The following is a 23943-nucleotide window of genomic DNA, read 5'->3' on the forward strand; positions in this document are numbered from 1 at the left end:
GCGCACCTCGCAGGCGCAGGCCAACGCCGGCACCCGCATCTACAGCGAGAGCGCCCTCAAGGTCGGCGACCTGGTCCTCTTCTACGGCGACCTGCACCACATCGGCCTCTACGCGGGCAACGGGCAGGTGCTGCACGCCCCGCACACCGGCGCCGTCGTGCGCTACGAGTCGATCGGCAACATGCCGTTCGAGTTCGGCGTCCGGATCTGACGGCCTCCCGGCGCGATCCACACCCGCCCGAACGAGGGAATTCCAGCGGCTCCCGCTGACCCTGTGCCCCGCCTATGACCTGCGTCAGCGGCGGGGTTTCACATTGTGTGCGCACGTGGTGCGCTTTGTTCCGGGAGTGATCGCCCGGTTACTGTCTGCCGCGTTTCCCCCGCCGAGCGGCGGGGGTTGTCAGCGGAAGGGAGTGCGACCGGACGTGGGGTCCCATAGCCGCCTTGCACCATCCGGCTTCGGCCGGGGTCGTGGCGCCACAGCCGCCGTGGTGTCCGCCGCCGCGGCAGCCGCGGCCCTCGGTGCCGTACCGGCACACGCCGCGCCACGCGATCACCGGGCAACGGTGGACCGGCTCTACCTGGAGGCCGAGCAGGCCACGGAGGCGTACAACGCGGCCGGGGAACGCGCCGGTTCGCTGCGTCGGCAGGTCGGCCAGGCGCAGGACCGGATCGCCCGCCAGCAGGATCGTGTCAACACCATGAGGGACGCGCTCGGCACGCTCGCCGGGGCCCAGTACCGCTCCGGCGGCCTCGCCCCCTCCCTCGAGCTGTTGTTCTCCGACGACCCCGCCGACTACCTCGCCAAGGCGGCCGCACTGGACTGGATCGGCGTCCGCCAGGCCGGGCAGCTGAGGAAACTCCGGGGTGCCCTGCGGGAGCTGGCCGAGGAGCGCACGGTGGTGGCGGACGAGCTCGCCGCGCTGGAGAAGACCCGCAAGACCGTCGCCCGGCACAAGAGGGACGTGGAGCGCAAGCTCGCCGCGGCACAGCGGATGCTCGACTCCCTGCCGCCGGCGGAGCGGGCCGCCTACGAGCGGGTGTCCCGCTCCGGCGGCGGCATGCCCGACCTCTCCGCCGTCCTCCCGCTGAGCCCCCGCGCCGCCGCCGCCGTCGCCGCGGCCCGCTCCGCGCTCGGTCGGCCGTATGTGTGGGGCGCCAACGGGCCGCGCGGATTCGACTGTTCGGGCCTCATGCAGTGGTCGTACGCGCATGCAGGCGTCGGGCTGCCGCGCACCTCGCAGGCGCAGCGCTACGCAGGCCGCCGGGTTCCGCTCTCCCAGGCCCGGCCCGGGGATCTGGTCGTCTACCGCTCGGATGCCAGCCATGTGGCGATGTACGTCGGCAACGGCCGGGTCATCCACGCGCCCCACCCGGGGGCGGCGGTGCGCTACGACCCGGTCGGGATGATGCCGATCTCATCGGTCACCCGACCCTGAACACGGCGGCGATACACCGCTCGACCGGCGCGTACGATCGGGAGGTGGTTGGTCGTGGGCGGGTGTCGCGGGTCGTGGCGGGGTGTGCGGTGCTCCTCGCCGGGCTCGTCGGTTGCTCCGGTGGGCCCGCACCGGACACCCAGAGCGCCGCCGTGCAGCAGGTGCTCGACCGGCGGGCGGCAGCGATCGTGGACGGGGATCGCTCGGCGTTCCTGGCGACCGAGGCGGCGTCCGGCCCCGCCGCCGGTGCCACGGAGTTCGACAACCTCCGCGACGTTCCGCTGGCCGCCTGGTCCTACCGGCTCACCGCACTGCACCGCACGGGGGACAGGGCCACCGCCGACGCCGAACTGCGCTACCGCATAAAGGGCTACGACCGGGCGCCGGTCACCGCGGTTCGGGTGCTTCGGCTGACCCTCAGCGGCGGGCGCTGGGTCGTCAGCTCCGACGAGCCCGCCGAAAAGGCCAACCAGCAGCTGTGGGAGCAGGGCGCCGTGGAGGTGGTCCGCGGGGCGCACAGCCTGGTGCTCGGCGTCGGGCAGCCGCGGAACGTCCTGCGGACCTACGCGAACCTCGCCGACCGTGCGGTGCCGGCCGTCACCGAGGCGTGGGGCAGCGACTGGCCGCGGCACGTCGTGGTGCTCGTACCGCGAACGCTTCAGGGGATGGCCGGGCTGCTCGGCGCCCCGGCGTCCGGCTATCGCGGGATCGCGGCGGTCACCACCGGCGAGGCGGGGGGCGTCGCGAAGGCGCCCGCGGACCGGATCATCGTCAACCCTGACGCGTACGGCGTCCTGGGCGACCTGGGCAAACAGGTTGTTCTCACGCACGAGACCACGCATGTCGCCACCCGTGCCCACACCACGGCGGCCACCCCCTTGTGGCTCTCCGAGGGGTACGCCGACTGGATCGGCTACCGCGGCACCGGCCGCCCGCCCGGCCAGGTGGCCTCCGAACTCGACCGCTCGGTCACCCTGGGGCGTGTTCCGGCCGCGCTGCCCAAGGACTCGGACTTCGCCTTCGCCGGGGATCAGGGGAAGCTGGCACAGGCCTACGAGGGAGGCTGGATGGCCTGCCGGATGATCGCCGACCGCTGGGGCGAGGTCCGCCTGAACGAGTTCTACCGGATGGTGGGCGACCACCGTAAACGGCCGGGGGCGGTCGAGGGCGCAATGGAGAAGGTGCTCGGGACGACGCCGGAGGCGTTCACACGTCAGTGGCAGGCGTATCTGAGAGCACAACTGGGCTGAGGCTTCGGCTGGTCGCGGGGGGTGGCTCAGTCCTCCAGCCGCGCGATCGGCTCGTTCAGCCATGCCCTTTCCGCCTCGCCCGTCGCGCGGGCGACCCGCAGCACGTCCTGCCGGAACACCTGCCGGAACACCTGCCTGGGATGCCGCAGTGTTGCAGTGCGGTGTGCTGCTCCGGCCGGCGCGCTGTCAGGAGGGTGCGAGCGTCTCCTGGGTGCGGGTGGCCCGAGGCGGCACGGTCGGGGCCGGGCGCGAGACCGTGCCGCGCCACAGCAGCCGGGCGGCGGTCAGCGAGGCGACCACCAGCAGGCCGTTGCGCACGAACAGCAGGGTGATGCCCAGCCGGTCACTGGCGACGACGTTCGCGAAGCAGATCGGGAACTCCAGGACGGTGGCCAGGCAGGCGACCACCACCAGCCCACCGGGGAGCGCCATCCGGCTGTCGCGGAAGCACAGGCAGACGGCCGCGAGTCCGACCAGCCACACCATGTACTGCGGGCTGATCACCCGGCTGGTGACGGTGAACAGCAGCACCGCGACGAAGGCCGCGTCCGCGAGCGCGTGCGGCGGCATCCGGCGGACGCTGACCCGCCAGAGCAGCAGCCAGCCGAAGGTGATCACGGTCAGGAAGAGCGCGGCCGAGCTGACCCAGTCGACGTACGGGCCGAGGAACTCCACCGAGCCGTAGTTGAGCAGCACCTGGCCCTGCCAGCCGAAGTGCCGGGCCACGTGGAAGACCAGCGAGCCCAGCGACTCCACCTCCGTGCCGCGGTCCCGCTGGGAGGTCAGGAAGGCGAAGGCGCCGGGCATCGTCAGGGACAGCAGGGCGAGAGAGCCGGCCGTCGTCCCGGCCGACAGCCACGCCCGGCCCCTGACGGCACCGGCCAGCAGCAGCGCCGGCCACACCTTCAGCAGGGCGCCGAAGCCCACGAGCGCCCCCATCACCCGCGGCCGGTGGGACCCGGCGAGCAGCGCGGCCACCGCCACCGCGGTCACCATCAGGTCGTAGCGGGCGTACACGGTCGGGCCGAGCAGGGCCACGCCGATCACCCAGATCCAGGCGCCGCGCATCGTCTTGCGTGGCCGGCGGCCCGCATACACCAGCAGGCACAGCACCGCCAGATCGGCGAGGAAGGCGAGGACGTAGAACGCCTGCGCGTAGTCCAGGAAGGGCAGAGTCGCGGGGGAGAGGATGGCCAGCGCGGCGGCGGGCGGATACTGCCAGGTCACATCGTCGCGCGGAAACGCGCCGGTGCGCAGGGTGTCGTACCAGCCGTGGTAGATCACAGAGACGTCGCTGGTGACGTCCGGGCCGGGGAAGACGAACACCTTGAAGACGAAGAGCAGCAGGAACAGCCTGGTCAGAGTCCAGGTGGCGAGCAGCAGGACCGTGAACCGCCGTGTGACCGCCATGTCCACCTGTGCCCCTGTTCTACCGTGTCCCGCGTCGCCTGCCGTGAGGGGCCATGTTCTCCCGCCGGACCGTGCGACGGCCATGAAGCGCGGCCGTGCGGAGCTGTGAGTACGGTCGCACATCCGGTTCGGTACTGTCGACGACGATGCACAAGACCCTCATCGTGACCAACGACTTTCCGCCCCGACCGGGCGGTATCCAGGCGTTCCTGCACAACATGGCACTGCGGCTGGACCCCGAGCGCCTCGTCGTCCACGCCTCGACCTGGAAGCGCGGCCGCGAAGGCGTCGAGGCGACAGCCGCCTTCGACGCCGAACAGCCCTTCACCGTCGTACGGGACCGGACGACGATGCTGCTGCCGACACCGGGCGCGACCCGGCGGGCGGTGGGGCTGCTGCGGGAGCACGGATGCACATCGGTGTGGTTCGGGGCGGCGGCGCCGCTCGGCCTGATGGCGCCGGCGTTGCGGCGGGCCGGGGCCGAACGGCTGGTGGCGACCACGCACGGGCATGAGGCGGGCTGGGCTCAGCTGCCCGCTGCGCGAAGCCTGCTGCGCCGGATCGGCGAGTCCACCGACACGATCACCTACCTCGGCGAGTACACGCGCTCCCGCATCGCCTCCGCACTGACGCCGCAGGCGGCCGGGCGGATGGTGCAGCTGCCGCCGGGGGTCGACGAGAAGACGTTCCGCCCTGATTCGGGCGGTGACGCGGTCCGCGCCCGCCTGGGCCTCACGGACCGCCCTGTAGTGGTGTGCGTCTCCCGGCTGGTCCCGCGCAAGGGCCAGGACACGCTGATCCTGGCGATGCCGCGCATCCTGGCCAAGGAGCCGGACGCGATCCTGCTGATCGTCGGAGGCGGGCCCTACGAGAGGGACCTGCGCAGGCTCGCCCACGAGACCGGGGTGGCCGACGCGGTCCGCTTCACGGGCGCCGTCCCGTGGTCGGAGCTACCGGCCCATTACGGTGCGGGCGACGTGTTCGCGATGCCGTGCCGCACCCGCCGGGGCGGCCTGGACGTGGAGGGCCTCGGCATCGTGTACCTGGAGGCCTCCGCGACGGGCCTTCCGGTGGTCGCAGGCGACTCGGGCGGTGCCCCGGACGCGGTACTCGAGGGCGAGACCGGCTGGGTGGTACCTGGCGGCTCCGCCGAGGAGGCCGCGGACCGGATCATCACGCTCCTCGGCGACTCCGAGCTGCGCCGCCGCATGGGGGAGCGGGGCCGGCGGTGGGTCGAGGAGAAGTGGCGCTGGGACCTGTTGGCGGAGAAGCTCCAAGCGCTGTTGTGAAGGGTGTCGGTGGCACTGGCCGGAACGGAACAATCCGCACATGCTGTACCCAGGACAGAAAAACTGACACCTGACGAGACGTCAAATCCTTGGTATGGTCGCCCTTCGCAGACGGCGGCCGCGCTCGGGTTCGGTTCCGTACGCGCACCGAGACGCCCCTCGCCACCTTCCTGTGGCTGGACGTCGGCCAACGCCACGATCTACCGGTACGACCTCTTCGGCTCGGGCACCAAGGCGTTCGCCGACGACTTCACGTACCACCCCCGCTCGGCGGCTGTGTCCTCGGCCGGTCGACGGACGACTACGGCCGCGTGAAGGGGTACTCCAGGCTGTTCGTCACCGAAGGCTCCCTGGTGCCCGGATCCATCGGCGTCAACCCGTTCCTCACCATCACCGCGCTCGCGGAACGCACCATGACGCGGGTCCTCGCCGAGGACACCGCGTCATGGCATGAGGTCTCGAGGGTCCGCTACTTGCGGTAGATGGCCTCGATCTCGTCCCCGTAGTCCTTCGCCACCACACCGCGCTTGAGCTTCAGGGACGGCGTGAGGTGGCCCGAGTCCTCGGTGAACTGGGAGGGAAGAATGCGGAACTTCCGCACCGATTCCGCCTTCGACACCGCGGCGTTGCCGTCGTCGACCGCGTCCTGGATCGCAGCGATCAGATCCGGGTCCTTGCGCAGCGACGCCGCGGTGGCACCGGCCGGCTTGCCGTGCTCGGCGGCCCAGCGGCCGAGGAACTCCTCGTCGATGGTGATCAGCGCACCCACGAAGGGCCGCCCGTCGCCCACCACCATGCACTCCGCCACCAGCGCATGCGCCCGGATACGGTCCTCGATCACGGCCGGGGCCACGTTCTTGCCGCCCGCTGTGACGATGATCTCCTTCTTGCGGCCGGTGATCCTGAGGTAGCCGTCCTCGTCGAGGGTGCCGATGTCACCGGTGTGGAACCAGCCGTCGGCCAGCGCCTCCGCGGTTGCCGCCTCGTTGTTCCAGTAGCCCCTGAAGATGTGCTCGCCGTGCAGCAGCACCTCGCCGTCGTCCGCGATACGGATCACGGACCCCGGCATCGGCTGGCCGACCGTGCCGATCTTCTGCCGGTCCCAGGGGTTGAACGCCGTGGCCGCACAGGACTCGGTCAGCCCGTAGCCCTCCAGCACCGTGAAGCCCATGCCGCGGAAGAAGTGGCCGAGCCGTTCGCCGAGCGGGGCGCCGCCGGAGATGGCGTACTCGCCGCGGCCGCCGAGGACCGCCCGCAGCTTGCTGTAGACCAGCTTGTCGAACGTCTTGTGCTTGATCTTGAGACCGAGGGACGGACCGGACGGGGTGTCCAGCGCGCGGCTGTACGCGATGGCCGTGTCCGCCGCCTTGTCGAAGATCTTTCCCTTGCCGTCGGCCTGCGCCTTGGCGCGCGCCGAGTTGTAGACCTTCTCGAAGACCCGCGGCACACCGAGGATCAACGTCGGCCGGAAGGCCGCCAGTTCGTCGGTGAGGTTCTTGATGTCCGGGACGCAGCCCAGCTTGATGGGCGCCATCATCGGTGCGATCTGCACCAGACGTCCGAAGACGTGCGCGAGCGGCAGGAAGAGCAGGACGGAGCACTCGTCCGTACGGAACAGGGGGCGCAGCCGTTCGACGATGTTCCCGCACTCGGCGAAGAAGTTGCGGTGGGTGAGCACACAGCCCTTGGGGCGGCCGGTGGTCCCGCTGGTGTAGACGATGGTCGCCGGGTCGTCGGCCTTGGCGAGCGAGCTGCGCTCCTCGACCGTGGCGTCGCTGACGCCCTGGCCGGCGCGGCCCAGCTCCTCCAGACCCCCGGCCTCGATCTGCCAGACGTGCTTGAGCGCGGGCAGCCGGTCCCGCACCGACTCGACGGCCGCGGCGTGCGTGCCCAGTTCGACGATGCACGCGGTCGCGCCCGAGTCGCCGAGGATCCATTCCACCTGCTCGGACGAGCTGGTCTCGTACACCGGCACGGTGATCGCGCCCGCGCTCCAGATCGCGAAGTCGAGCAGCGTCCACTCGTACCGGGTCCTGGACATCAGTCCCACCCGGTCGCCCGGCTGCACACCGGAGGCGATGAGTCCCTTCGCGGCGGTTCGCACCTCGGCGAGGAAGGCGGTGGCCGTGACGTCCTGCCAGGCACCGCCCACTTTGCGGGCGATGACGGCGACATCGGGATGCTGCGCGGCGTTTCTGCGGACGATGTCGGTCAGGTTGCCGTCCGCAGGGACCTCGTACAAAGCCGGAAGGCTGAACTCGCGCAAGACTGCTGCTCCTCATAGGGCGCCGACGCCACGACTCTGTGTGGTGCGACGGTGCGGTCCAAGGCTCGGGCGGTGCGCAGGGTTCTTCCTACGGAGTCGTTGGTTGAAACCCTGAGCACGACTGGACTGCCGGGACGTTACCCGCCGGTATGGCTTCTCCGACAGGGGGTCATGACGAGATGTTCCGTGCGTCACATGTGTTGACGCTCCATTGCGCACAGTAGTCCACGCTTTTCCCGACTGGCCAGTATCCGCAGGTCCGGCCGTCACTGTTCACAGTTGCCGCACACCCGTACGCTTCATCGTCATGGCTCCCACACCGGGCGGTAACCCGAGGACGCGCATTCATGTGGTCAGTGACGTGCATGGCAATGTGCGCGACCTGGCCACGGCGGGCGACGGAGCGGATGCGCTGATCTGTCTTGGCGACCTGGTCCTCTTCCTCGACTACGCCGACCACTCGCGCGGGATCTTCCCCGATCTGTTCGGCAGGGAGAACGCCGACCGGCTGGTTGAACTTCGTACCGCCCGTCGCTTCGAGGAGGCTCGGGCGTTCGGCGCCGAGCTGTGGGCCGGAATCGGTACGGACCGTGCGACGGCTGTCGAGGAGGCGATCCGCAGACAGTACGCCCAGCTGTTCGCCGTGTTCCCGACACCGACGTTCGCGACCTACGGCAATGTCGACGTGCCGACCCTGTGGCCGGAGTACGCGGCATCCGGCACGACGGTGCTGGACGGCGAGCGGGCGGAGATCGGTGGCTGGACCTTCGGCTTCATCGGTGGGGGCCTGCGTACTCCGATGCGGACCCCTTATGAGATCAGCGACGAGGAGTACGCGGCGAAGATCGAGGCGGTGGGGGAGGTGGACGTGCTGTGCACCCACATCCCGCCGGAGGTGCCGGAACTCGTCTACGACACCGTGGCGCGCCGCTTCGAACGCGGCAGCCGGGCGCTTCTGGAGGCGATCCGCCGCACGCGTCCGCGCTACTCGCTCTTCGGCCACGTCCACCAGCCGCTGGTGGGGCGGATGCGGATCGGGGCGACGGAGTGCGTGAACGTGGGGCACTTCGCGGGGAGCGGGAAGCCCTGGGCACTGGAATGGTGAGCGGCCCGTCGAACGGCAGGTGGGGTGGTAGCGGCGTGGCGCGTGCGCGGTAGCCTTCACGCTGCACACACGTGCGCACGTGCGCACCACCCTCCCTCACCGGACCGCATCTGGAGGAGCCACGGCGATGGCGGAACACACCAGCTCGAGCATCACGATCGAGGCGGCTGCGGCCGACGTCATGCGGGTGATCGCCGACTTCGCGCGCTACCCGGACTGGACGGGCGAGGTGAAGGAGGCCGAGGTGCTCGCGACGGACCAGCGGGGCCGCGCCGAGCAGGTGCGCCTGGTGATGGACGCGGGCGCGATCAAGGACGACCAGACGCTGGCGTACACCTGGACGGGTGACAGCGAGGTCTCCTGGACCCTGGTCAAGTCCCAGATGCTTCGCTCCCTGGACGGTTCCTACCTTCTGAAGCCCGCGGGCTCGAGCGGCACGGAGGTCACCTACCAGCTGACGGTGGACGTCAAGATCCCGATGCTCGGCATGATCAAGCGCAAGGCGGAGAAGGTCATCATCGACAGGGCGCTGGCGGGGCTGAAGAAGAGGGTGGAGTCGGAAGACGTCGCGTAGCCCGTACGGCGGTCGAGGGCGAAGCCGTCCGGACCGGAGCGGGGCCGATCTGCGGCCCGGGGCGGTGCCGTGAGTCCGGGCTCGCCGATGTCCTGCTCAGCCCGTGGGCCGGGCCCGGGTAGCGTGCACCCTCATGCGCACCATTCTGATCACCGGTCCCGGCGGTTCCGGCCGGACCACCGTCGCCGCGGCCACCGCGCTGGACGCCGCCCGCCGGGGCACCCGCGCCCTCGTGCTCGGTGCCGACCGCTCAGACGCCCTCGGTGCCGTCCTCGGTGTCCCCACCGGCGCCGATCCCGTCGAGGCCGCCCCCGGCCTCACCGCCTGGCGCCCGGACGCCGCCGCCGGGTTCCGCGAGGACCTCGTCGCATTCCAGGACCGCGCGGCCAATGCCCTCGACCTCCTCGGTGCTGCCCGGCTGGACGTCGAGGAGGTCACCCCGCTCCCCGGCGCCGAGGAACTCGCGCTCCTGCGGGCCCTGCGCGATGCCGCGCTCTCGGAGGCCTACGACCTCCTCGTCGTCGACCTGCCTCCCGTCCCGCAGGCGCTCGCCCTGCTCGCCCTCCCCGAGGAACTCCGGCGCTATCTGCGCCGTCTGCTCCCGCCGGAACGGCAGGCCGCCCGTGCCCTGCGCCCCGTCCTCGGCCGGCTCGCGGGCGTCCCGATGCCCGCCGAGTGGATGTACGAGACCGCCGCCCGCTGGGATGCCGAGCTGGCCGTGGTCGAGGCCGTGGTCGCCGACCGCGACACCGGCGTGTGGCTGGTGGTCGAGCCCGGGCCGGCCGGTGCCGACACGGTCCGTACCGCCGTCACCGGCCTGGCCGTGCGCGCCCTGCGCCCCGAGCTCCTGGTCGCGAACCGCGTCCTGCCCGACACCGGCCACGACACCTGGCTCGCCGGACTCGCCGCCCAGCAGCGCAAGTCCCTGGAGGAGTGGCAGGTGACATACGACGTCCACCGCCTTCCGCACCTCGGCCGCGACCCGCGCGGCACCGACGACCTGGGCGCACTCGCCGCTCCCCCGGTCAACCCCGCGCCCGACCCGGTCGAGTGGCCTGTGACGGACCGCCTCGCCGAGGACGGCGTGCTCGTATGGCACATCCCGCTGCCCGGCGCGATACGCGAGGAACTCGAGCTGGTACGGCGCGGCGACGAACTCGTCGTGACCGTGGGCTCCTTCCGCCGGATCGTTCCGCTGCCGTCCGCCCTGCGCCGCTGCACCGTGGCCGGCGCCGCCCTGCGCGACGACGAGCTGCGCATCCGCTTCGCTCCGGACCCGGAGCTGTGGCCGCGCCCCGTGTGACCGCCCGGGCCGGTGCCCGCCCCCGGCGCCCGAAAACGGCCGGGCACACGCTGAATCGCGTACCCCCGTTCGGGTAACGTCGGGAGTACGAACCCCAGTCAGGAGTCCGCCATGAGCGAAGAGCGCCCCACGTCCGACGCCGCTCAGGAGTCCGCCGACGGTGGGGGTCCCTCCTGGGCGAGCGAGACCGAGAACGCGCGGGAGCGGGCGACCGACGCCGACGCCTGGGCGACGGCGTGCGCCGAAGACCTCGCCGCGGAGAAGGCGCGCCGCCGTGCCCAGTACGGCCGGCCGCCCGGCTCGGCCGCCGAGGAGCTGCGCAAGCTCGTCGACGCCGTTGCCGACAAGCTGTCCGGGCTGCAGACGCCGCTGTTCGGTGCCGCGGCGTCGGGCGCGGCCCAGCAGATGGTCCAGCAGGCGGTGCAGCAGGCCAAGGCCGCTGTGGAACCGGTCATCGAGCGCCATCCCGAGGTCTTCGACCATCTCGCCGCGGCCGGCTCGGAACTGCTCGCCGCCTACCGCTCGGCCGTTGAGGCCCAGGAAAGGCGCTGGGCCGTCCGTACGCCACATGACACCGCCCCCCGGGGGCCCGAGGGCGACGAGGGCCCAGGAGAACGCATCGACCTGGACTAGGCCGGACAGGAACTACCGGGCAGCTCGGGGCGCAGGGAGGGCCCCGACGCCCCTCAGCACCCTCGGGTACGGTTGGCCGTAGCGGGGCTCGACCGAAACTGAGGGATTCATGGGACTCACCATCGGCGTCGACATCGGTGGCACGAAGATCGCGGCCGGTGTGGTCGACGAGGAAGGCAACATCCTCTCGACCCACAAGGTGCCCACTCCGGGCACGCCCGAGGGCATCGTGGACGCCATTGCCGCAGCCGTCGAGGGTGCCCGTGCGGGGCACGAGATCGTCGGTGTCGGGATCGGCGCGGCAGGATACGTCAACCGTCAGCGCTCCACGGTCTACTTCGCGCCGAACATCGACTGGCGCCAGGAGCCGCTCAAGGCGAAGGTCGAGGCTCGCGTGGGCCTCCCCGTGGTCGTCGAGAACGACGCGAACGCCGCCGCGTGGGGCGAGTACAAGTTCGGCGCTGGCAAGGGACATCGCAACGTCATCTGCATCACGCTCGGCACCGGTCTCGGCGGCGGCATCATCATCGGCAACAAGCTCCGCCGCGGCCATTTCGGCGTGGCCGCCGAGTTCGGCCACATCCGGATGGTCCCGGACGGTCTGCTCTGCGGCTGCGGCTCGCAGGGCTGCTGGGAGCAGTACGCCTCCGGCCGCGCCCTGGTCCGGTACGCGAAGCAGCGGGCCAACGCCACTCCCGAGAGCGCGGAGCTGCTGCTCTCGCTCGGGGACGGTACCCCCGACGGCATCGAGGGGAAGCACATCTCCATGGCCGCCCGCCAGGGCGACCCGGTGGCGGTCGACTCCTACCGGGAGCTCGCCCGCTGGGCCGGCGCCGGCCTCGCCGACCTCGCCTCGCTCTTCGACCCCTCCGCGTTCATCGTGGGCGGCGGTCTCTCGGACGAGGGCGAGCTCGTCCTCGACCCGATCCGTAAGTCGTACAAGCGCTGGCTGGTCGGCGGCAACTGGCGCCCGGTCGCCGAGGTCATCGCCGCCCGGCTGGGCAACGAGGCGGGCCTGGTCGGCGCCGCCGACCTGGCCCGGGAGCCCGACCCGATCATGTAGGGACGGCCCCCTTCACACGGCGGTGCCCGCCACCCCCGACGCCGGGGGCGGCGGGCACCGCCGTTTCCCCGTGGAGCCCAGGCCCGCCCGCGGCCCTCGTACCGGGCACGGGTTATCTTGATCGGCATGGCGTCCTCGACTCCGCTGCTGCCCAACTCCCTGACGGAACCATACGGTTCGGCCGTCATCAGGGTCCTCGGCTACAACATCCGCTCGATGCGCGGCGACACCGACGCGCTCGCCCGGGTGATCCGCGCCTGCGAGCCCGACGTCGTTCTCGTCCAGGAGGCCCCCCGCTTCTTCCGCTGGCGCAAGAAGCTCGCCCGGCTCGCGGCGGCCTCCGGCCTGGTGATCCTCACGGGCGGTGCCACCGCGTCGGGGCCGGCGATTCTCTGCTCTCTGCGCGCCACGGTCGAGCGCACCGAGGACGTGCTGCTGCCGCTCACCCCCGGGCTGCACCGGCGGGGCTTCGCCACGGCGGTCGTACGGTTCGGCGGTGCCCGGCTCGGCCTCGTGAGCTTTCATCTGAGCCTGGAGCGGAACGAGCGCTGCACCCAGGGCGGCATGCTGCTCGACCGGCTCGCCCGGATGGATGTGGAGCACGCGATCGCGGGCGGCGACCTCAACGAACGCCCGGACGGCCCGACTTTCGCGCGGCTGGCGGGCGACCTCCGCGACGGCTGGGCCACCGCCCCCTGGGGGGCCGAGTACACCTGGACACCCGGCGACCCCTACCAGCGCATCGACGCCGTCTTCGCCACGAGCGGCGTCGAGATCCTCGGCTGCGGTGTCCCGCTGGGCCTGCCGGGAGTGACGGAGAGGGACCTGAGGGCGGCCACGGACCACTTCCCGGTCCTTGCCGCCCTCAGGGTTCCCGCGTCGTAGGGCCGGTCAGACCACGGCGCCGCGGCCGGGGTCGTCGTCCTCGTCGCCGGTCTTCATACGCATCACCAGCGTCACGAAGCCGCCGAGGAAGCCGCCGACGCCGAGCGTGGTGAGCCACCAGGTCATCTCCCAGCCGAGCAGCACCGCCAGCAGGAGCAGGATCGGACCACCGACCACCCCGAGCCAGGCGAACTTCGCCGTCGTGTCGCCCGTGGGCAGCGGCGGCGGCTCGGGCGGGATGAAGTGGCCCTCGTCGTCCTCGTCGAAATCGTCCTCGGAGGGCTCGGGCGCCGTGTAGTCGCGCGGGCCCACGCCGGGCGCGAAGGAGATCGAGCTGCCCAGTGGCCTGGCCGGCTCGTCCTTCCGCTCGTCCGTGTCGTCGTCCTTGCCGTTCGGCTCCAGGTCGGGCAGAGCCAGGTCCTCGATGGGCTTGAACGGCTTGGAGCCGGGCGGGTCCGTGGGCTCCTCGCCGTACCCCGCGACGATCGCCGCCCAGGCGGCGTCCTCGTCGAAGGGCACGCCCTTCTCGTCCGGCTCGCGGTCCTCGCGGTCGGAGTCGTGCTCAGCCACCTGCGGACGTCCCTTCCTTACCGACACTGGGCGCGAGCCGGCCGATGAACGCGTGGCTCTCCTCGTGGATCCGGGCCGCATCGTGGTCCAACGTCGCCACGTGGTAGCTCTGTTCCAGCAAGATCTCCGTCACGTCCGAGGACGAGACGCGGCTGAGGATCCGGGCCGAATCGGCCGGCGGCACCACGTGGTCCTGCGGACTGTGCAGAAGCAGCAACGGCTGAGTGACCTGCGGCAGCTCGCCGTCGACCACGCGGAAGAAGGTGCGCAGGGAGTGCGCCGCGTGCAGCGGCACCCTGTCGTAGCCCACCTCCGTGCTGCCCTCCATGGCGATGTCGCTGGTGATCCCCTTCGTCGTACGGACGAGGTGGCGGGCCACCGGAAGGGCGTACGCCGCCAGGCCGTGCACCTTGTTCGCCGGGTTGACCACCAGCACGCCGCTCACGGCCTCGCCGTGCTTGGCGGCGAGCCGCAGGGCCAGGGCGCCGCCCATGGACAGGCCGGCTACGAAGACCTGCGCACAGCGCTCCCCGAGGGCCCGCAACTCGCGGTCCACCTCCGCGTACCAGTCGGGCCAGCCGGTGAGCTGCAGGTCCTCCCAGCGCGTGCCGTGCCCGGGCAGCAACGGCAGCGAGACGGTGAGGCCGCGCTCGGCGAGGTGCTCCGCCCAGGGACGCAGCGACTGCGGGGAACCGGTGAAGCCATGGCAGAGGAGGACGCCGACCTCCCCGCCGTCGTGGCGGTACGGCTCGGCTCCAGGGAGGACCGGCACGTTCGGTCTCCTGTTCATGAAAAGGGGCTGGGCACGTCGATTGCAGGTACTTCACCGTACGCGACCTCACTGACACCGGCCAGGGCCGTCGGCGTCATTGCACAGGGACCGGGTTAAGGTCTGTTCGACACACACAGGAGGCACTCGGTTGTTGTACGGCGCGATGAAGGTATCCATCGGGGGGCCGCTGAAGCTCGCCTTCAGACCCTGGGTGGAAGGCCTGGAGAACGTTCCCGCCGAGGGCCCAGCAATCCTGGCGAGCAATCATCTGTCCTTCTCCGACTCGTTCTTCCTGCCCGTGATGCTCGACCGGAAGGTGACCTTCATCGCGAAGGCCGAGTACTTCACGACACCAGGCCTGAAGGGCCGGCTGACCGCCGCCTTCTTCAAGGGCGTCGGGCAGCTGCCCGTCGACCGCTCCGGCGCGCGCGGCGCGGGTGAGGCCGCGATCAAGAGCGGGATCGAGGTGCTGGAGCGCGGCGAGCTGTTCGGCATCTACCCGGAGGGTACGCGCTCGCCCGACGGCCGCCTCTACCGCGGAAAGCCCGGCGGTCTCGCGCGCGTGGCGCTGGCCACCGGCGCGCCCGTGATCCCGGTCGCCATGATCGACACGGAGAAGATCCAGCCGCCGGGCAAGATCATGCCCAAGCTGATGCGCCCGGGCATCCGTATCGGCAAGCCGCTGGACTTCAGGCGCTACCAGGGCATGGAGCAGGACCGCTTCGTGCTGCGCGCGGTGACCGACGAGGTCATGTACGAAATCATGAAGCTCTCCGGTCAGGAGTACGTCGACGTGTACGCGACCGCCGCCAAGCGGCAGATGGCGGAGGCGGCGAAGGCGGAGAAGCAGGCGCACAGGCAAGCGGAACAGGCGCAGAAGGACGCCCAGAGGGAGGACCGGAAGCGGCCGTGAAGGAACGGCCGGGCTCCTGGACGCGTCCTGACTCGGGGGGAGTGAGCCGAAGGGGCGCGCCGGCCGGAGCGTCACCTGGGTGAACGGCAAAGGGGGGACATGGCCGAGCGCGAGCGGGTCATCCGGATGTCGGTCGAGCAGCCGTTGTGGCGTGCGCTCACGGCGTACCGGGTCCTGACGATGCTGTACGCGGTCGGGCTCTTCGCGACCGCCTACGGCAGTTTCGCCCGGCCCTGGGTGGCGATCGCGTACTACGTCGTGCTGTGCGGGTGGACGCTGACCACGCTTCCCAGGGTGGCGAACGCCGCGAGCTGCACCAAGCGGTTCCTGGCCGCCGACCTCGCGGTCGCGCTCAGCGGCATCCTCCTCACCCCCCTCGCCGACACTCACGAGCGGATCGTCTCCGGGGGCCCCACCCTGCCGTCGATCTGGACGGCCGGGTCCGTGCTGGCGTACGCCGTCAAGGGCGGCTGGCGCTGGGCGGCCATCGCCTCGACCCTGGTCGCCGCGGCGAACCTGGTAGAACGCGGCGCCCCCGCGCGCGACACCGTCCACAACGTGGTGCTCGTATGGGTCGCCTCCATCGCGATCGGGTACGTCGTCGAGGTGGCCCGTGCCTCGGAGCGCACCCTCGCCCGTGCCCTGGAGATCGAGGCCGCGACCCGTGAGCGCGAGCGGCTGGCCCGGGGCATCCACGACAGTGTGCTCCAGGTGCTCGCCATGGTGCAGCGGCGTGGCAGCGCCCTCGGCGGCGAGGCCGCGGAGCTGGGCCGGCTGGCCGGCGAGCAGGAGGTCGCCCTGCGCAATCTCGTCTCGGGGGGCCTGGTACCCCCCTCACGGGCCTCGGAGGACGCGGCGCTCGGCGCGGTCGTCCGCGTTATCGAGGAACCGGACGCCGAAGAGGGGCCCGTCGATCTGCGTGCTGTGCTGGCCCCGTACGCAGACAGCCGGGTGACGCTGTCCGCACCCGGCTCTCCCGTGTCGCTCGCTCCGGCCACCGCAGGGGAACTGGCCGCGGCTGTCGGTGCCGCCCTGGACAATGTCGGCAAGCACGCCGGCGACGGGGCCCGCGCCTGGATCCTGGTCGAGGACGAGCCGGACGGGATCGTCGTGACCGTACGGGACGACGGGCCCGGCATCCCGGAGGGGCGGCTGGCCCAGGCGGAGGGCGAGGGGCGGCTGGGGGTGGCCCAGTCGATCCGCGGCCGGCTGCGCGACATCGGCGGCACGGCCGAGCTGATCTCGGTCCCTGGCCAGGGCACGGAAGTGGAACTGAAGGTACCGAAGCACGGGAAGGACCCGGACGATCCGAACGTCGCGCAGGACCCGAAGGCCCCACGGGGGAAGGCGGAGAAGCGATGACGGGAGCGCAGCGGCCGGTCAGGATGCCGGCGGCCGGGCGACGGGGACCGCGGGTGGCGACGGCGGGGCCGGTGCGGAGCGCGGGCCCGGCGGACGGTCCGGGCACAGCCCGCACGGCGAGGGTGGTCCGGCGGACGCGTGCCCGGCGATCGGAGGCGTGATGTCGGTCATGGCGTGGGGTGCGGGCCCGGGGAACGGTCGGGCAGAAGCCGCGGGGGCGCCGCGCGCCGTCGGCGCGCGGCGGGTGGAGGGGCGATGACGGCGGACATGACCGGCGTGCGGCGGGAGTCGATCAAGGTCATGGTCGTCGACGACCACCCCATGTGGCGGGACGCCGTCGCGCGTGACCTGGCCGAGGCCGGCTTCGAGGTCGTCGCCACCGCGGGCGACGGCGAGCAGGCGGTGCGCCGCGCCCGGGCCGTCGCGCCCGACGTGCTCGTCCTGGACCTCAATCTGCCCGTGAAGCCGGGCGTCCAGGTCTGCAAGGAACTCGTCGGCGCCGACCCGGCGCTGCGGGTCCTCGTGCTGTCGGCCAGCGGCGAGCACGCGGACGTGCTGGAGGCGGTGAAGTCGGGCGCCACGGGCTATCTGCTGAAGTCGGCGTCCACCGCGGAGCTGATCGACGCGGTGCGCCGCACGGCGGTCGGCGACCCCGTGTTCACGCCCGGTCTGGCGGGCCTGGTCCTGGGGGAGTACCGCCGCCTCGCCTCCGAACCGGCCCCCGCCGCGGACACCGACGAGCCGAAGGCCCCGAGGCTGACCGACCGCGAGACCGAGGTGCTGCGGCTGGTCGCCAAGGGCCTGAGCTACAAGCAGATCGCCGAACGCCTGGTCATCTCGCACCGCACCGTGCAGAACCACGTCCAGAACACCCTGGGCAAGCTCCAGCTGCACAACAGGGTGGAACTGGTGCGCTACGCGATCGAGCGAGGGCTCGACGGCGAGTGAACCCGTGGTGCGCACTCCCACCTTCGGGTGAATTCACGGTGATCAACTAGTCGACATTTCACCGGAATTGACCCTCCGCGCCATGCCGAAGTGACGTGGATCACCATTAGCGTGGCCCCATCAGGCAACCGCGGCGAAGGGACATTTCCATGCGGGTCGGAGTACTGACCGGAGGCGGCGACTGCCCCGGGCTCAACGCCGTCATCCGGGGCATCGTCCGCAAGGGCGTGCAGGAGTACGGCTATGACTTCGTCGGCTTCCGGGACGGCTGGCGGGGTCCGCTGGAAGGAGACACCGTCCGGCTCGACATCCCGGCGGTGCGCGGCATCCTGCCCCGCGGCGGCACCATCCTCGGCTCCTCGCGGACCAATCCACTCAAGCAGGAGAACGGCATCCGCCGCCTCAAGGAGAACCTCGCCAAGGAGGAGGTCGACGCGCTCGTCGCGATCGGCGGTGAGGACACCCTGGGGGTCGCCGGGCGTCTGGCCGACGAGTACGGGATCAAGGTCGTCGGCGTGCCGAAGACCATCGACAACGACCTGTCCGCCACGGACTACACCTTCGGCTTCGACACCGCCGTCAACATCGCGACCGAGGCGATCGACCGCCTGCACACGACGGCGGAGTCGCACATGCGGGTGCTGGTGGTCGAGGTGATGGGCCGTCACACGGGCTGGATCGCCATCCACTCGGGGCTGGCCGGCGGGGCCAACGTCATCCTCATCCCCGAGCAGCGCTTTGACGTCGACCAGGTGTGCGCATGGGTGACGTCCCGGTTCAAGGCGTCGTACGCGCCGATCGTGGTCGTGGCCGAGGGCGCGATGCCCAAGGACGGGGACGTGGTGCTGAAGGACGACTCGCTGGACTCGTTCGGGCACGTCCGTCTCTCGGGCGTCGGCGAATGGCTGGCGAAGGAGATCGAGAAGCGCACCGGCAAGGAGGCCCGTACGACCGTGCTCGGGCACGTCCAGCGCGGCGGTACGCCGAGCGCCTTCGACCGCTGGCTCGCCACCCGCTTCGGGCTGCACGCCATCGAGGCGGTCCGCGACGGCGACTTCGGCAAGATGGTCGCCCTGCACGGCACGGACATCGTCCGGGTCCCGATCTCGGAGGCCACGGCCAAGCTGAAGACGGTCGCCCCGAAGCTGTACGAGGAGGTCGGCGTCTTCTTCGGCTGATGTCCTCGGCGCCGGGGTCGACGGCCGCCGTCCCGAGCGCCGCCCTTCGGGGGTGCCCCGTGAGCGCACCCGCATCCGCACCCTCGTATGTGCGCCACTGTCAGGCAATCCTGGTCAAATCGGACGCGGCCGCCCTGCGGGCCAAGGAGGACGACACCGTCCTCGTGAACTCCAGCCGGGGCGGCCTCGTCGACACCCGGGCTCCGGTCACCGAGTACAACGTCCGACTACACGGCCGGGCGCCGCTCCGAGAACGTGCTGGTGCCCACGCCCGACAACTGACCCAGCAGCTCCCGTACGACGTCGGCGCCGTTCACCGACAGCACCGACTCCGGGTGGAACTGGAGACCGGCGAACCCCGGACCGCGCAGTGCGTGCACCTCGCCGCCGGTGCCGCGGCTGACGTCGATGCCGTGCGCGGCCAGCTCGGCGGCCGCCTCGTCGTCACAGCGCGCCACGAAGCTGTTGTAGAAGCCGACGGTCTCCTGCCGGCCGAAGAGATCGATCTCGGTCTGCGCGCCCTGGTAGGGGACCTCCTTGCGGACGATCTCGAGGCCCAGCTCCGCCGCGATCAGCTCGTGTCCCAGGCAGACGCCGAGCACTCCGTGCCGGTGGCCCCGGACGACCTCCGCCGCCAGCTCCCGCAGGGACCGCATCTTGGGATCGGCCGTGTCCGACGGGTCGCCCGGCCCCGGTCCGAGGACCACCGGGCCCTGGTGCGTGAGCACCGACTGCCGCAGCTCCGGCTCGTCGTACCGGCGTACGGTCACCTCGAGCCCCGACGACCTGAGTACGTGCGCGAGCATCGCGGTGAACGTGTCCTCGCCGTCGACCACGAAGGCGTGTCCTGAGAGGTCCGAGGTCCGCTCCTGCATCCGCAGCCAGAACGGAGCGAGCCGGCCACGCCGGGTGTCGAGCGCCGCCCGCACCCGCGGGTCGTCCCCGAGCCTGGGGCGTTCGTGCTCCGTACGCGGCCGTGCCGGACGCACGCCGAGCGCCGCCAGCACCCCGGCAGCCTTGGCGTGGGTCTCCGCGACCTCGCTCGCGGGGTCCGAGCCGCGCACGAGGGTGGCACCCACCGGGACCCGCAGTCGTCCGCCGGCGTCGATGTCGGCGGTCCGGATGAGGATGGGGGAGTCGAGGGTCTGCGCCCCTGCGGCGTCCCGTCCGAGCAGCGCGAGGGCGCCCGCGTAGTAGCCCCGGCCACCGACCTCGTGCCGTTCGATCACGCGGCAGGCGTTCTGCACGGGTGAGCCGGTGACGGTCGCCGCGAACATGGTCTCCTTCAGCACCTCGCGCACGTCGAGGGTGGACCTGCCGCGCAGCTCGTACTCCGTGTGGGCGAGGTGGGCCATCTCCTTCAGGCGTGGTCCGACGACGACCCCGCCCATGTCCCCGACCGTGCACATCATCTTGAGCTCCTCGTCGACGACCATCGACAGCTCCTCGATCTCCTTGCCGTTCGCGAGGAAGGCGAGCAGATCCTCGGCCGTCGGGCCGTCCGCGGGATAGCGGTACGTCCCGCTGATCGGGTTCATCACGACCGTGCCGCCGGCCCGTTCCCCGCCGGCGGCCCCGGCCGGGAGCGCTTGCTTCCCGCCCCTTCCGCCCGACATCCGCACATGCACCTCGGGGCTGGCCCCCACCAGCGTCCGCTCGCCGGTGTGCACCACGAAGGTCCAATACGCGCCACGCTCGCCGACCAGCAGCCGGCGGAACAGCGCGAGGGCGTCGGCCCGCCCGAATCCCCGGACGGTCCCCTCGTACGTCCGCCGGATCACGAAGTTGGCCCCCTCGCCCCGTGCGATCTCCTCGCGCAGCACCCGGCCGACGATCTCCGCGTACTCCTCGTCCGCCACGTCGAAGCCGCCGTCCTCCACCCGGACGTCGTGCCGCGGGAGCTGGGCCAGGGCCTGGTCGAGGGGAAGCTCGTACGACTCCTCGGACTGCAGGGCCAGTAGCGGGGTGCCGTCGTCGCGGACGTCGAAACCGCGCTCGCGGATCTGGCGGTACGGGACGAGGGCCAGCGCCTCGTCGGGGAGGTCGGCCAGACGCTCGAAGGTGGCGACCCGGCCGATCAGCACCTCCACGGTGTGGTGGTCGCGCCCGGGCGTGCGGCGGCGCAGCAGGGCGAACGGGCGCTCGCCGTGCAGGAGTTGTGTGAGGTCCATGGTTCCTCTTCTGTCTGTCGTGAGGAGGAACGACCCTGGTCGCACAAACGCCGAAGGCCGCCCCCCGGGCGGCCTTCGCGAAGTCGTGGGTACGCGCAGTCAGTGGGCCGCCGGACGAGCGGTCCACCACCAGTTCTGGTTCGAGTGCGCGAACATGCGGCGACCTTACACCAGTCACGCGGATGTGGCTCTCGCGCTCTCCGAGGATTCACGGTCAACGGAGGACCGCCACTGTGATGCCGCACGCCGAGGAACTCCCGTCGCTCGCCGACCACGTCGGGCCCCGGTCCGACCCGTCGGCGGCGGCGGGCACGCCCGCCGAGCACTTTCCCGCAGCCCACCGCGAACTCCTGCTCCGCCTCAACGGATTCACCGTCCACCACGGCGCCTTCCGCATTCTCGGCATCGGCCGCGAGGAGCCCGCGCTGGACCTGACCGCCTGGAACGCGCCCGACACCTGGCGGTTCGCCTGGGACGACCGGATCGAACCATTCGTGATCTTCGGCGAGACCGCCTTCGGCGACTCGTACGCCTACCACCGCCTGCCGGGCGGCGGCCTGGCGCCCGAGGTCCACTTCCTGGAGGGCGTCCTGCTGCGCCCCGAGATCATCGCCTCGAGTTTCGAGGCGTTCCTCGCGGACGAACTGCTGCGCAACGCCAAGGAGCCCTACGACCACCTCGTCGTCGAGGCGGTGCGCCGGCTCGGCTCGATCGCGCCGGACCGGCACTGGGTCTACGTCCCCTCGGTCGCCCTCGGCGGCGAGGAGGCGGTGGAGAACATCACGGTGCTGCCGGCGACGGCCGCGATGACGTTCGCGGGCGACATCGCCACGGCCATGCAGGGCGCCGACCGGGACGCCACCGGCGTGGAACCGTATATGGACGAACGGGGACGTCCCCGGCTCCGGGTGCGCTTCGACCGGTGACGGGGTGGCGGTCGCACAGCGTGACACCGTAAGAGCGGATTGCGTCTCACTTGGTGAGCGGATGAAGGGGCCCACGACACGACCCCGTAGTGTTGAGGGGTGACCGTGAACGCTAAGACCGGCGCGAGCGCCGGCAACACCTGGCGAGACCTGCCCGCGGCGCAGCAGCCCGAATACCGCGACCCCGAGGCTCTGCGCGCAGTGATCGCGGACCTCGAGTCGTATCCGCCGCTCGTCTTCGCGGGCGAGTGCGACGAGCTGCGCGCCCGGATGGGAGCCGTCGCCAGGGGTGAGGCGTTCCTGCTCCAGGGGGGCGACTGCGCCGAGGCCTTCGACGCCGTCTCCGCCGATCACATCCGCAACAAGCTCAAGACCCTGCTCCAGATGGGCGCCGTGCTCACGTACGCCGCCTCGGTGCCGGTCGTGAAGGTCGGCCGGATCGCCGGCCAGTATTCCAAGCCCCGTTCGAAGCCCACCGAGACCCGCGACGGCGTGACCCTGCCGACCTACCGCGGTGACTCCGTCAACGGCTTCGACTTCACCGAGGCGGCCCGCGTCCCGGACCCCGAGCGGCTGAAGCGGATGTACAACGCGTCCGCCTCGACGCTCAACCTCGTCCGCGCCTTCACCACCGGCGGCTACGCCGACCTGCGACAGGTGCACGCCTGGAACCAGGACTTCGTGAAGTCGTCGCCGTCCGGTCAGCGCTACGAGCAGCTGGCGCGGGAGATCGACAACGCGCTGAACTTCATGCACGCCTGCGGAGCGGACCCGGAGGAGTTCAGGACCGTCGAGTTCTACTCCTCGCACGAGGCGCTGCTGCTCGACTACGAGTCGGCACTGACCAGGGTCGACTCGCGCACCGGTCAGCTGTACGACGTCTCCGGCCACATGGTGTGGATCGGTGAGCGCACCCGGCAGATGGACGGCGCGCACATCGAGTTCGCCTCGAGGATCCGCAACCCCATCGGCATCAAACTCGGCCCGACGACGACGGCCGAGGAGGCGCTGCAGTACATCGAGCGTCTCGACCCGGAGCGCGAGCCGGGCCGGCTGACCTTCATCGTCCGCATGGGCGCCGACAAGATCCGCGACCGGCTCCCCGAGCTGGTGGAGAAGGTCACGGCGTCGGGCGCGGTGGTGGCCTGGGTGACCGACCCGATGCACGGCAACACCTTCGAGGCGGCCTCCGGGCACAAGACCCGCCGCTTCGACGACGTGCTCGACGAGGTCAAGGGTTTCTTCGAGATCCACAAGGCGCTGGGCACCCACCCGGGCGGCATCCACGTGGAGCTGACCGGCGACGACGTCACCGAGTGCGTGGGCGGCGGCGACGAGATCTTCGTCGACGATCTGCACCAGCGTTACGAGACGGCGTGCGACCCGCGGCTGAACCGCAGCCAGTCCCTCGACCTGGCGTTCCTCGTCGCCGAGATGTACCGGGACCAGTAGGCGCTCGGGTCGTCACGGCCCCGATGGTGGGGCGCGGATCACACACGATCCGCGCCCCACCCCGCTTTTGCGGGTTCTCCGCGACGGGTAAGGTTAGGTTTGCCTCACCGATCGATCGGGATGGCACGACCTCAGGGATCCCGTCGGGAGGTGAACCGCGTGTACGTCTGCAGTTGTTTCGGCATCACCGAACAGCAGGTGAAGCAGCACGCGGAGAGCGGCGCCTGCACGCCCCGGCAGATTGCCTCGGCCTGCAAGGCGGGCACGGACTGCGGTTCGTGTGTACGCCGGATCCAGGCGCTGCTGGGCCGCGGGGCCTGTCCCCGCCGTGAGCTCGCCGACCGGGGCAAGCCGGTTCTCTCCGCCCTGGACGGCCCCGACGGTCTCGAGGGTGTGGACGGTCTGGAAGAAGCCGCTTAGCTTCCGGCTGTCGC

23 protein-coding genes and 1 pseudogene are annotated in these 23943 nt (G+C 71.3%); 18 read left to right on the forward strand and 6 right to left on the reverse strand.

Annotated features, from left to right (window positions below; translation table 11 throughout):
• From VXC91_RS00005 to VXC91_RS00015, 3 genes are all read left to right on the forward strand, one after another.
• Positions 1-211: C40 family peptidase (locus tag VXC91_RS00005; protein WP_329504117.1), on the forward strand; the 211-nt coding region annotated here is incomplete at its 5' end.
• Between the two features lie 214 nt (positions 212-425).
• Positions 426-1439 carry a C40 family peptidase gene (locus tag VXC91_RS00010; RefSeq protein ID WP_329504118.1) on the forward strand — a complete coding sequence of 338 codons (1014 nt, stop codon included), beginning with the start codon at positions 426-428 and terminating at the stop codon, positions 1437-1439.
• A gap of 44 nt (positions 1440-1483) precedes the next feature.
• Positions 1484-2689: a hypothetical protein gene (locus VXC91_RS00015; protein WP_329504119.1), complete on the forward strand. Its 1206-nt coding sequence runs from the start codon at positions 1484-1486 to the stop codon at positions 2687-2689.
• A gap of 186 nt (positions 2690-2875) precedes the next feature.
• Here the strand turns inward: VXC91_RS00015 and VXC91_RS00020 are convergent, their stop codons facing one another.
• A complete protein-coding gene (locus tag VXC91_RS00020; protein ID WP_329504120.1) occupies positions 2876-4099 on the reverse strand; it encodes a glycosyltransferase family 87 protein in 1224 nt (407 codons plus the stop codon).
• Positions 4100-4245: 146 nt separating this feature from the next.
• Between VXC91_RS00020 and VXC91_RS00025 the strand changes: the two genes are divergently transcribed.
• Positions 4246-5388: a glycosyltransferase family 4 protein gene (locus tag VXC91_RS00025; protein WP_329504121.1), complete on the forward strand. Its 1143-nt coding sequence runs from the start codon at positions 4246-4248 to the stop codon at positions 5386-5388.
• Between the two features lie 186 nt (positions 5389-5574).
• A pseudogene (locus VXC91_RS00030) lies at positions 5575-5870 on the forward strand (GMC oxidoreductase); the annotation flags it as partial.
• Here the strand turns inward: VXC91_RS00030 and VXC91_RS00035 are convergent.
• On the reverse strand, positions 5858-7654 hold the full coding sequence (locus VXC91_RS00035) for an AMP-dependent synthetase/ligase (protein WP_329504122.1): 1797 nt from the start codon (positions 7652-7654) through the stop codon (positions 5858-5860). The pseudogene VXC91_RS00030 and the gene VXC91_RS00035 overlap by 13 nt on opposite strands.
• A 307-nt stretch (positions 7655-7961) precedes the next feature.
• Between VXC91_RS00035 and VXC91_RS00040 the strand changes: the two genes are divergently transcribed.
• The 6 genes from VXC91_RS00040 (at position 7962) to VXC91_RS00065 (ending at position 13217) form a co-directional block, all read left to right on the forward strand.
• The gene (locus VXC91_RS00040) at positions 7962-8759 is read left to right on the forward strand and encodes a metallophosphoesterase family protein (protein ID WP_329504123.1); all 798 of its coding nucleotides are present in this window, start codon (positions 7962-7964) and stop codon (positions 8757-8759) included.
• A gap of 127 nt (positions 8760-8886) precedes the next feature.
• Positions 8887-9333: an SRPBCC family protein gene (locus VXC91_RS00045; RefSeq protein WP_329504124.1), complete on the forward strand. Its 447-nt coding sequence runs from the start codon at positions 8887-8889 to the stop codon at positions 9331-9333.
• A 133-nt stretch (positions 9334-9466) separates the two neighbouring features.
• Complete coding sequence (locus VXC91_RS00050; protein ID WP_329504125.1) at positions 9467-10636, forward strand: ArsA family ATPase; 1170 nt, start codon at positions 9467-9469, stop codon at positions 10634-10636.
• A 111-nt stretch (positions 10637-10747) separates the two neighbouring features.
• Positions 10748-11269 (forward strand): DUF5304 domain-containing protein, encoded by a 522-nt coding sequence (locus VXC91_RS00055; protein ID WP_329504126.1) that lies wholly within the window; start codon positions 10748-10750, stop codon positions 11267-11269.
• 109 nt (positions 11270-11378) lie between these two features.
• Entirely contained in the window at positions 11379-12332 is a 954-nt protein-coding gene (locus VXC91_RS00060) for an ROK family glucokinase (RefSeq protein WP_329504127.1), read from the forward strand.
• A gap of 126 nt (positions 12333-12458) precedes the next feature.
• Positions 12459-13217: an endonuclease/exonuclease/phosphatase family protein gene (locus tag VXC91_RS00065; RefSeq protein WP_329504128.1), complete on the forward strand. Its 759-nt coding sequence runs from the start codon at positions 12459-12461 to the stop codon at positions 13215-13217.
• Between the two features lie 6 nt (positions 13218-13223).
• Here the strand turns inward: VXC91_RS00065 and VXC91_RS00070 are convergent, their stop codons facing one another.
• Positions 13224-13787 carry a hypothetical protein gene (locus VXC91_RS00070; protein WP_329504129.1) on the reverse strand — a complete coding sequence of 188 codons (564 nt, stop codon included), beginning with the start codon at positions 13785-13787 and terminating at the stop codon, positions 13224-13226.
• Positions 13780-14559 carry an alpha/beta hydrolase gene (locus VXC91_RS00075; RefSeq protein WP_329504130.1) on the reverse strand — a complete coding sequence of 260 codons (780 nt, stop codon included), beginning with the start codon at positions 14557-14559 and terminating at the stop codon, positions 13780-13782. Before VXC91_RS00075 ends, VXC91_RS00070 begins: the two co-directional genes overlap by 8 nt.
• A gap of 151 nt (positions 14560-14710) precedes the next feature.
• Between VXC91_RS00075 and VXC91_RS00080 the strand changes: the two genes are divergently transcribed.
• The 4 genes from VXC91_RS00080 (at position 14711) to VXC91_RS00095 (ending at position 18960) form a co-directional block, all read left to right on the forward strand.
• Entirely contained in the window at positions 14711-15472 is a 762-nt protein-coding gene (locus tag VXC91_RS00080; protein WP_329504323.1) for a lysophospholipid acyltransferase family protein, read from the forward strand.
• 99 nt (positions 15473-15571) lie between these two features.
• On the forward strand, positions 15572-16834 hold the full coding sequence (gene macS / locus VXC91_RS00085; protein WP_329504131.1) for a MacS family sensor histidine kinase: 1263 nt from the start codon (positions 15572-15574) through the stop codon (positions 16832-16834).
• A gap of 255 nt (positions 16835-17089) precedes the next feature.
• Positions 17090-17782 carry a response regulator gene (locus tag VXC91_RS00090; protein ID WP_408057308.1) on the forward strand — a complete coding sequence of 231 codons (693 nt, stop codon included), beginning with the start codon at positions 17090-17092 and terminating at the stop codon, positions 17780-17782.
• Positions 17783-17931: 149 nt separating this feature from the next.
• Positions 17932-18960 carry a 6-phosphofructokinase gene (locus VXC91_RS00095; RefSeq protein WP_329504132.1) on the forward strand — a complete coding sequence of 343 codons (1029 nt, stop codon included), beginning with the start codon at positions 17932-17934 and terminating at the stop codon, positions 18958-18960.
• A gap of 227 nt (positions 18961-19187) precedes the next feature.
• Here the strand turns inward: VXC91_RS00095 and VXC91_RS00100 are convergent, their stop codons facing one another.
• Positions 19188-21131, reverse strand: coding sequence for an anthranilate synthase family protein (locus tag VXC91_RS00100; protein ID WP_329504133.1), 1944 nt, complete (start codon positions 21129-21131; stop codon positions 19188-19190).
• A gap of 99 nt (positions 21132-21230) precedes the next feature.
• A complete protein-coding gene (locus tag VXC91_RS46880) occupies positions 21231-21287 on the reverse strand; it encodes a trp operon leader peptide (RefSeq protein WP_079050971.1) in 57 nt (18 codons plus the stop codon).
• An 80-nt stretch (positions 21288-21367) separates the two neighbouring features.
• On the opposite strand from VXC91_RS46880, the gene VXC91_RS00105 reads away from it, so the two are divergent.
• The 3 genes from VXC91_RS00105 (at position 21368) to VXC91_RS00115 (ending at position 23929) form a co-directional block, all read left to right on the forward strand.
• On the forward strand, positions 21368-22057 hold the full coding sequence (locus VXC91_RS00105; RefSeq protein WP_329504134.1) for a T6SS immunity protein Tdi1 domain-containing protein: 690 nt from the start codon (positions 21368-21370) through the stop codon (positions 22055-22057).
• Positions 22058-22156: 99 nt separating this feature from the next.
• Positions 22157-23509, forward strand: coding sequence for a class II 3-deoxy-7-phosphoheptulonate synthase (locus tag VXC91_RS00110; protein WP_329504135.1), 1353 nt, complete (start codon positions 22157-22159; stop codon positions 23507-23509).
• A 150-nt stretch (positions 23510-23659) separates the two neighbouring features.
• Entirely contained in the window at positions 23660-23929 is a 270-nt protein-coding gene (locus VXC91_RS00115) for a (2Fe-2S)-binding protein (RefSeq protein WP_329504136.1), read from the forward strand.
• Positions 23930-23943 lie beyond the last annotated feature (14 nt).

The organism is Streptomyces chiangmaiensis (assembly GCF_036281785.1).
GTDB classification, from domain to species: Bacteria; Actinomycetota; Actinomycetes; order Streptomycetales; family Streptomycetaceae; genus Streptomyces; species Streptomyces chiangmaiensis.

What these genes read in the sequence shown, in the direction of transcription:
- VXC91_RS00100 (WP_329504133.1), bottom strand. Translation starts at nt 21,131, where the DNA reads ATGGACCTCACACAACTCCTGCACGGCGAGCGCCCGTTCGCCCTGCTG.
- macS (WP_329504131.1), top strand. Translation starts at nt 15,572, where the DNA reads ATGGCCGAGCGCGAGCGGGTCATCCGGATGTCGGTCGAGCAGCCGTTG.
- VXC91_RS00105 (WP_329504134.1), top strand. Translation starts at nt 21,368, where the DNA reads ATGCCGCACGCCGAGGAACTCCCGTCGCTCGCCGACCACGTCGGGCCC.
- VXC91_RS00040 (WP_329504123.1), top strand. Translation starts at nt 7,962, where the DNA reads ATGGCTCCCACACCGGGCGGTAACCCGAGGACGCGCATTCATGTGGTC.
- VXC91_RS00020 (WP_329504120.1), bottom strand. Translation starts at nt 4,099, where the DNA reads ATGGCGGTCACACGGCGGTTCACGGTCCTGCTGCTCGCCACCTGGACT.
- VXC91_RS00065 (WP_329504128.1), top strand. Translation starts at nt 12,459, where the DNA reads ATGGCGTCCTCGACTCCGCTGCTGCCCAACTCCCTGACGGAACCATAC.
- VXC91_RS00060 (WP_329504127.1), top strand. Translation starts at nt 11,379, where the DNA reads ATGGGACTCACCATCGGCGTCGACATCGGTGGCACGAAGATCGCGGCC.
- VXC91_RS00090 (WP_408057308.1), top strand. Translation starts at nt 17,090, where the DNA reads ATGACGGCGGACATGACCGGCGTGCGGCGGGAGTCGATCAAGGTCATG.
- VXC91_RS00025 (WP_329504121.1), top strand. Translation starts at nt 4,246, where the DNA reads ATGCACAAGACCCTCATCGTGACCAACGACTTTCCGCCCCGACCGGGC.
- VXC91_RS00095 (WP_329504132.1), top strand. Translation starts at nt 17,932, where the DNA reads ATGCGGGTCGGAGTACTGACCGGAGGCGGCGACTGCCCCGGGCTCAAC.
- VXC91_RS00045 (WP_329504124.1), top strand. Translation starts at nt 8,887, where the DNA reads ATGGCGGAACACACCAGCTCGAGCATCACGATCGAGGCGGCTGCGGCC.
- VXC91_RS00055 (WP_329504126.1), top strand. Translation starts at nt 10,748, where the DNA reads ATGAGCGAAGAGCGCCCCACGTCCGACGCCGCTCAGGAGTCCGCCGAC.
- VXC91_RS00050 (WP_329504125.1), top strand. Translation starts at nt 9,467, where the DNA reads ATGCGCACCATTCTGATCACCGGTCCCGGCGGTTCCGGCCGGACCACC.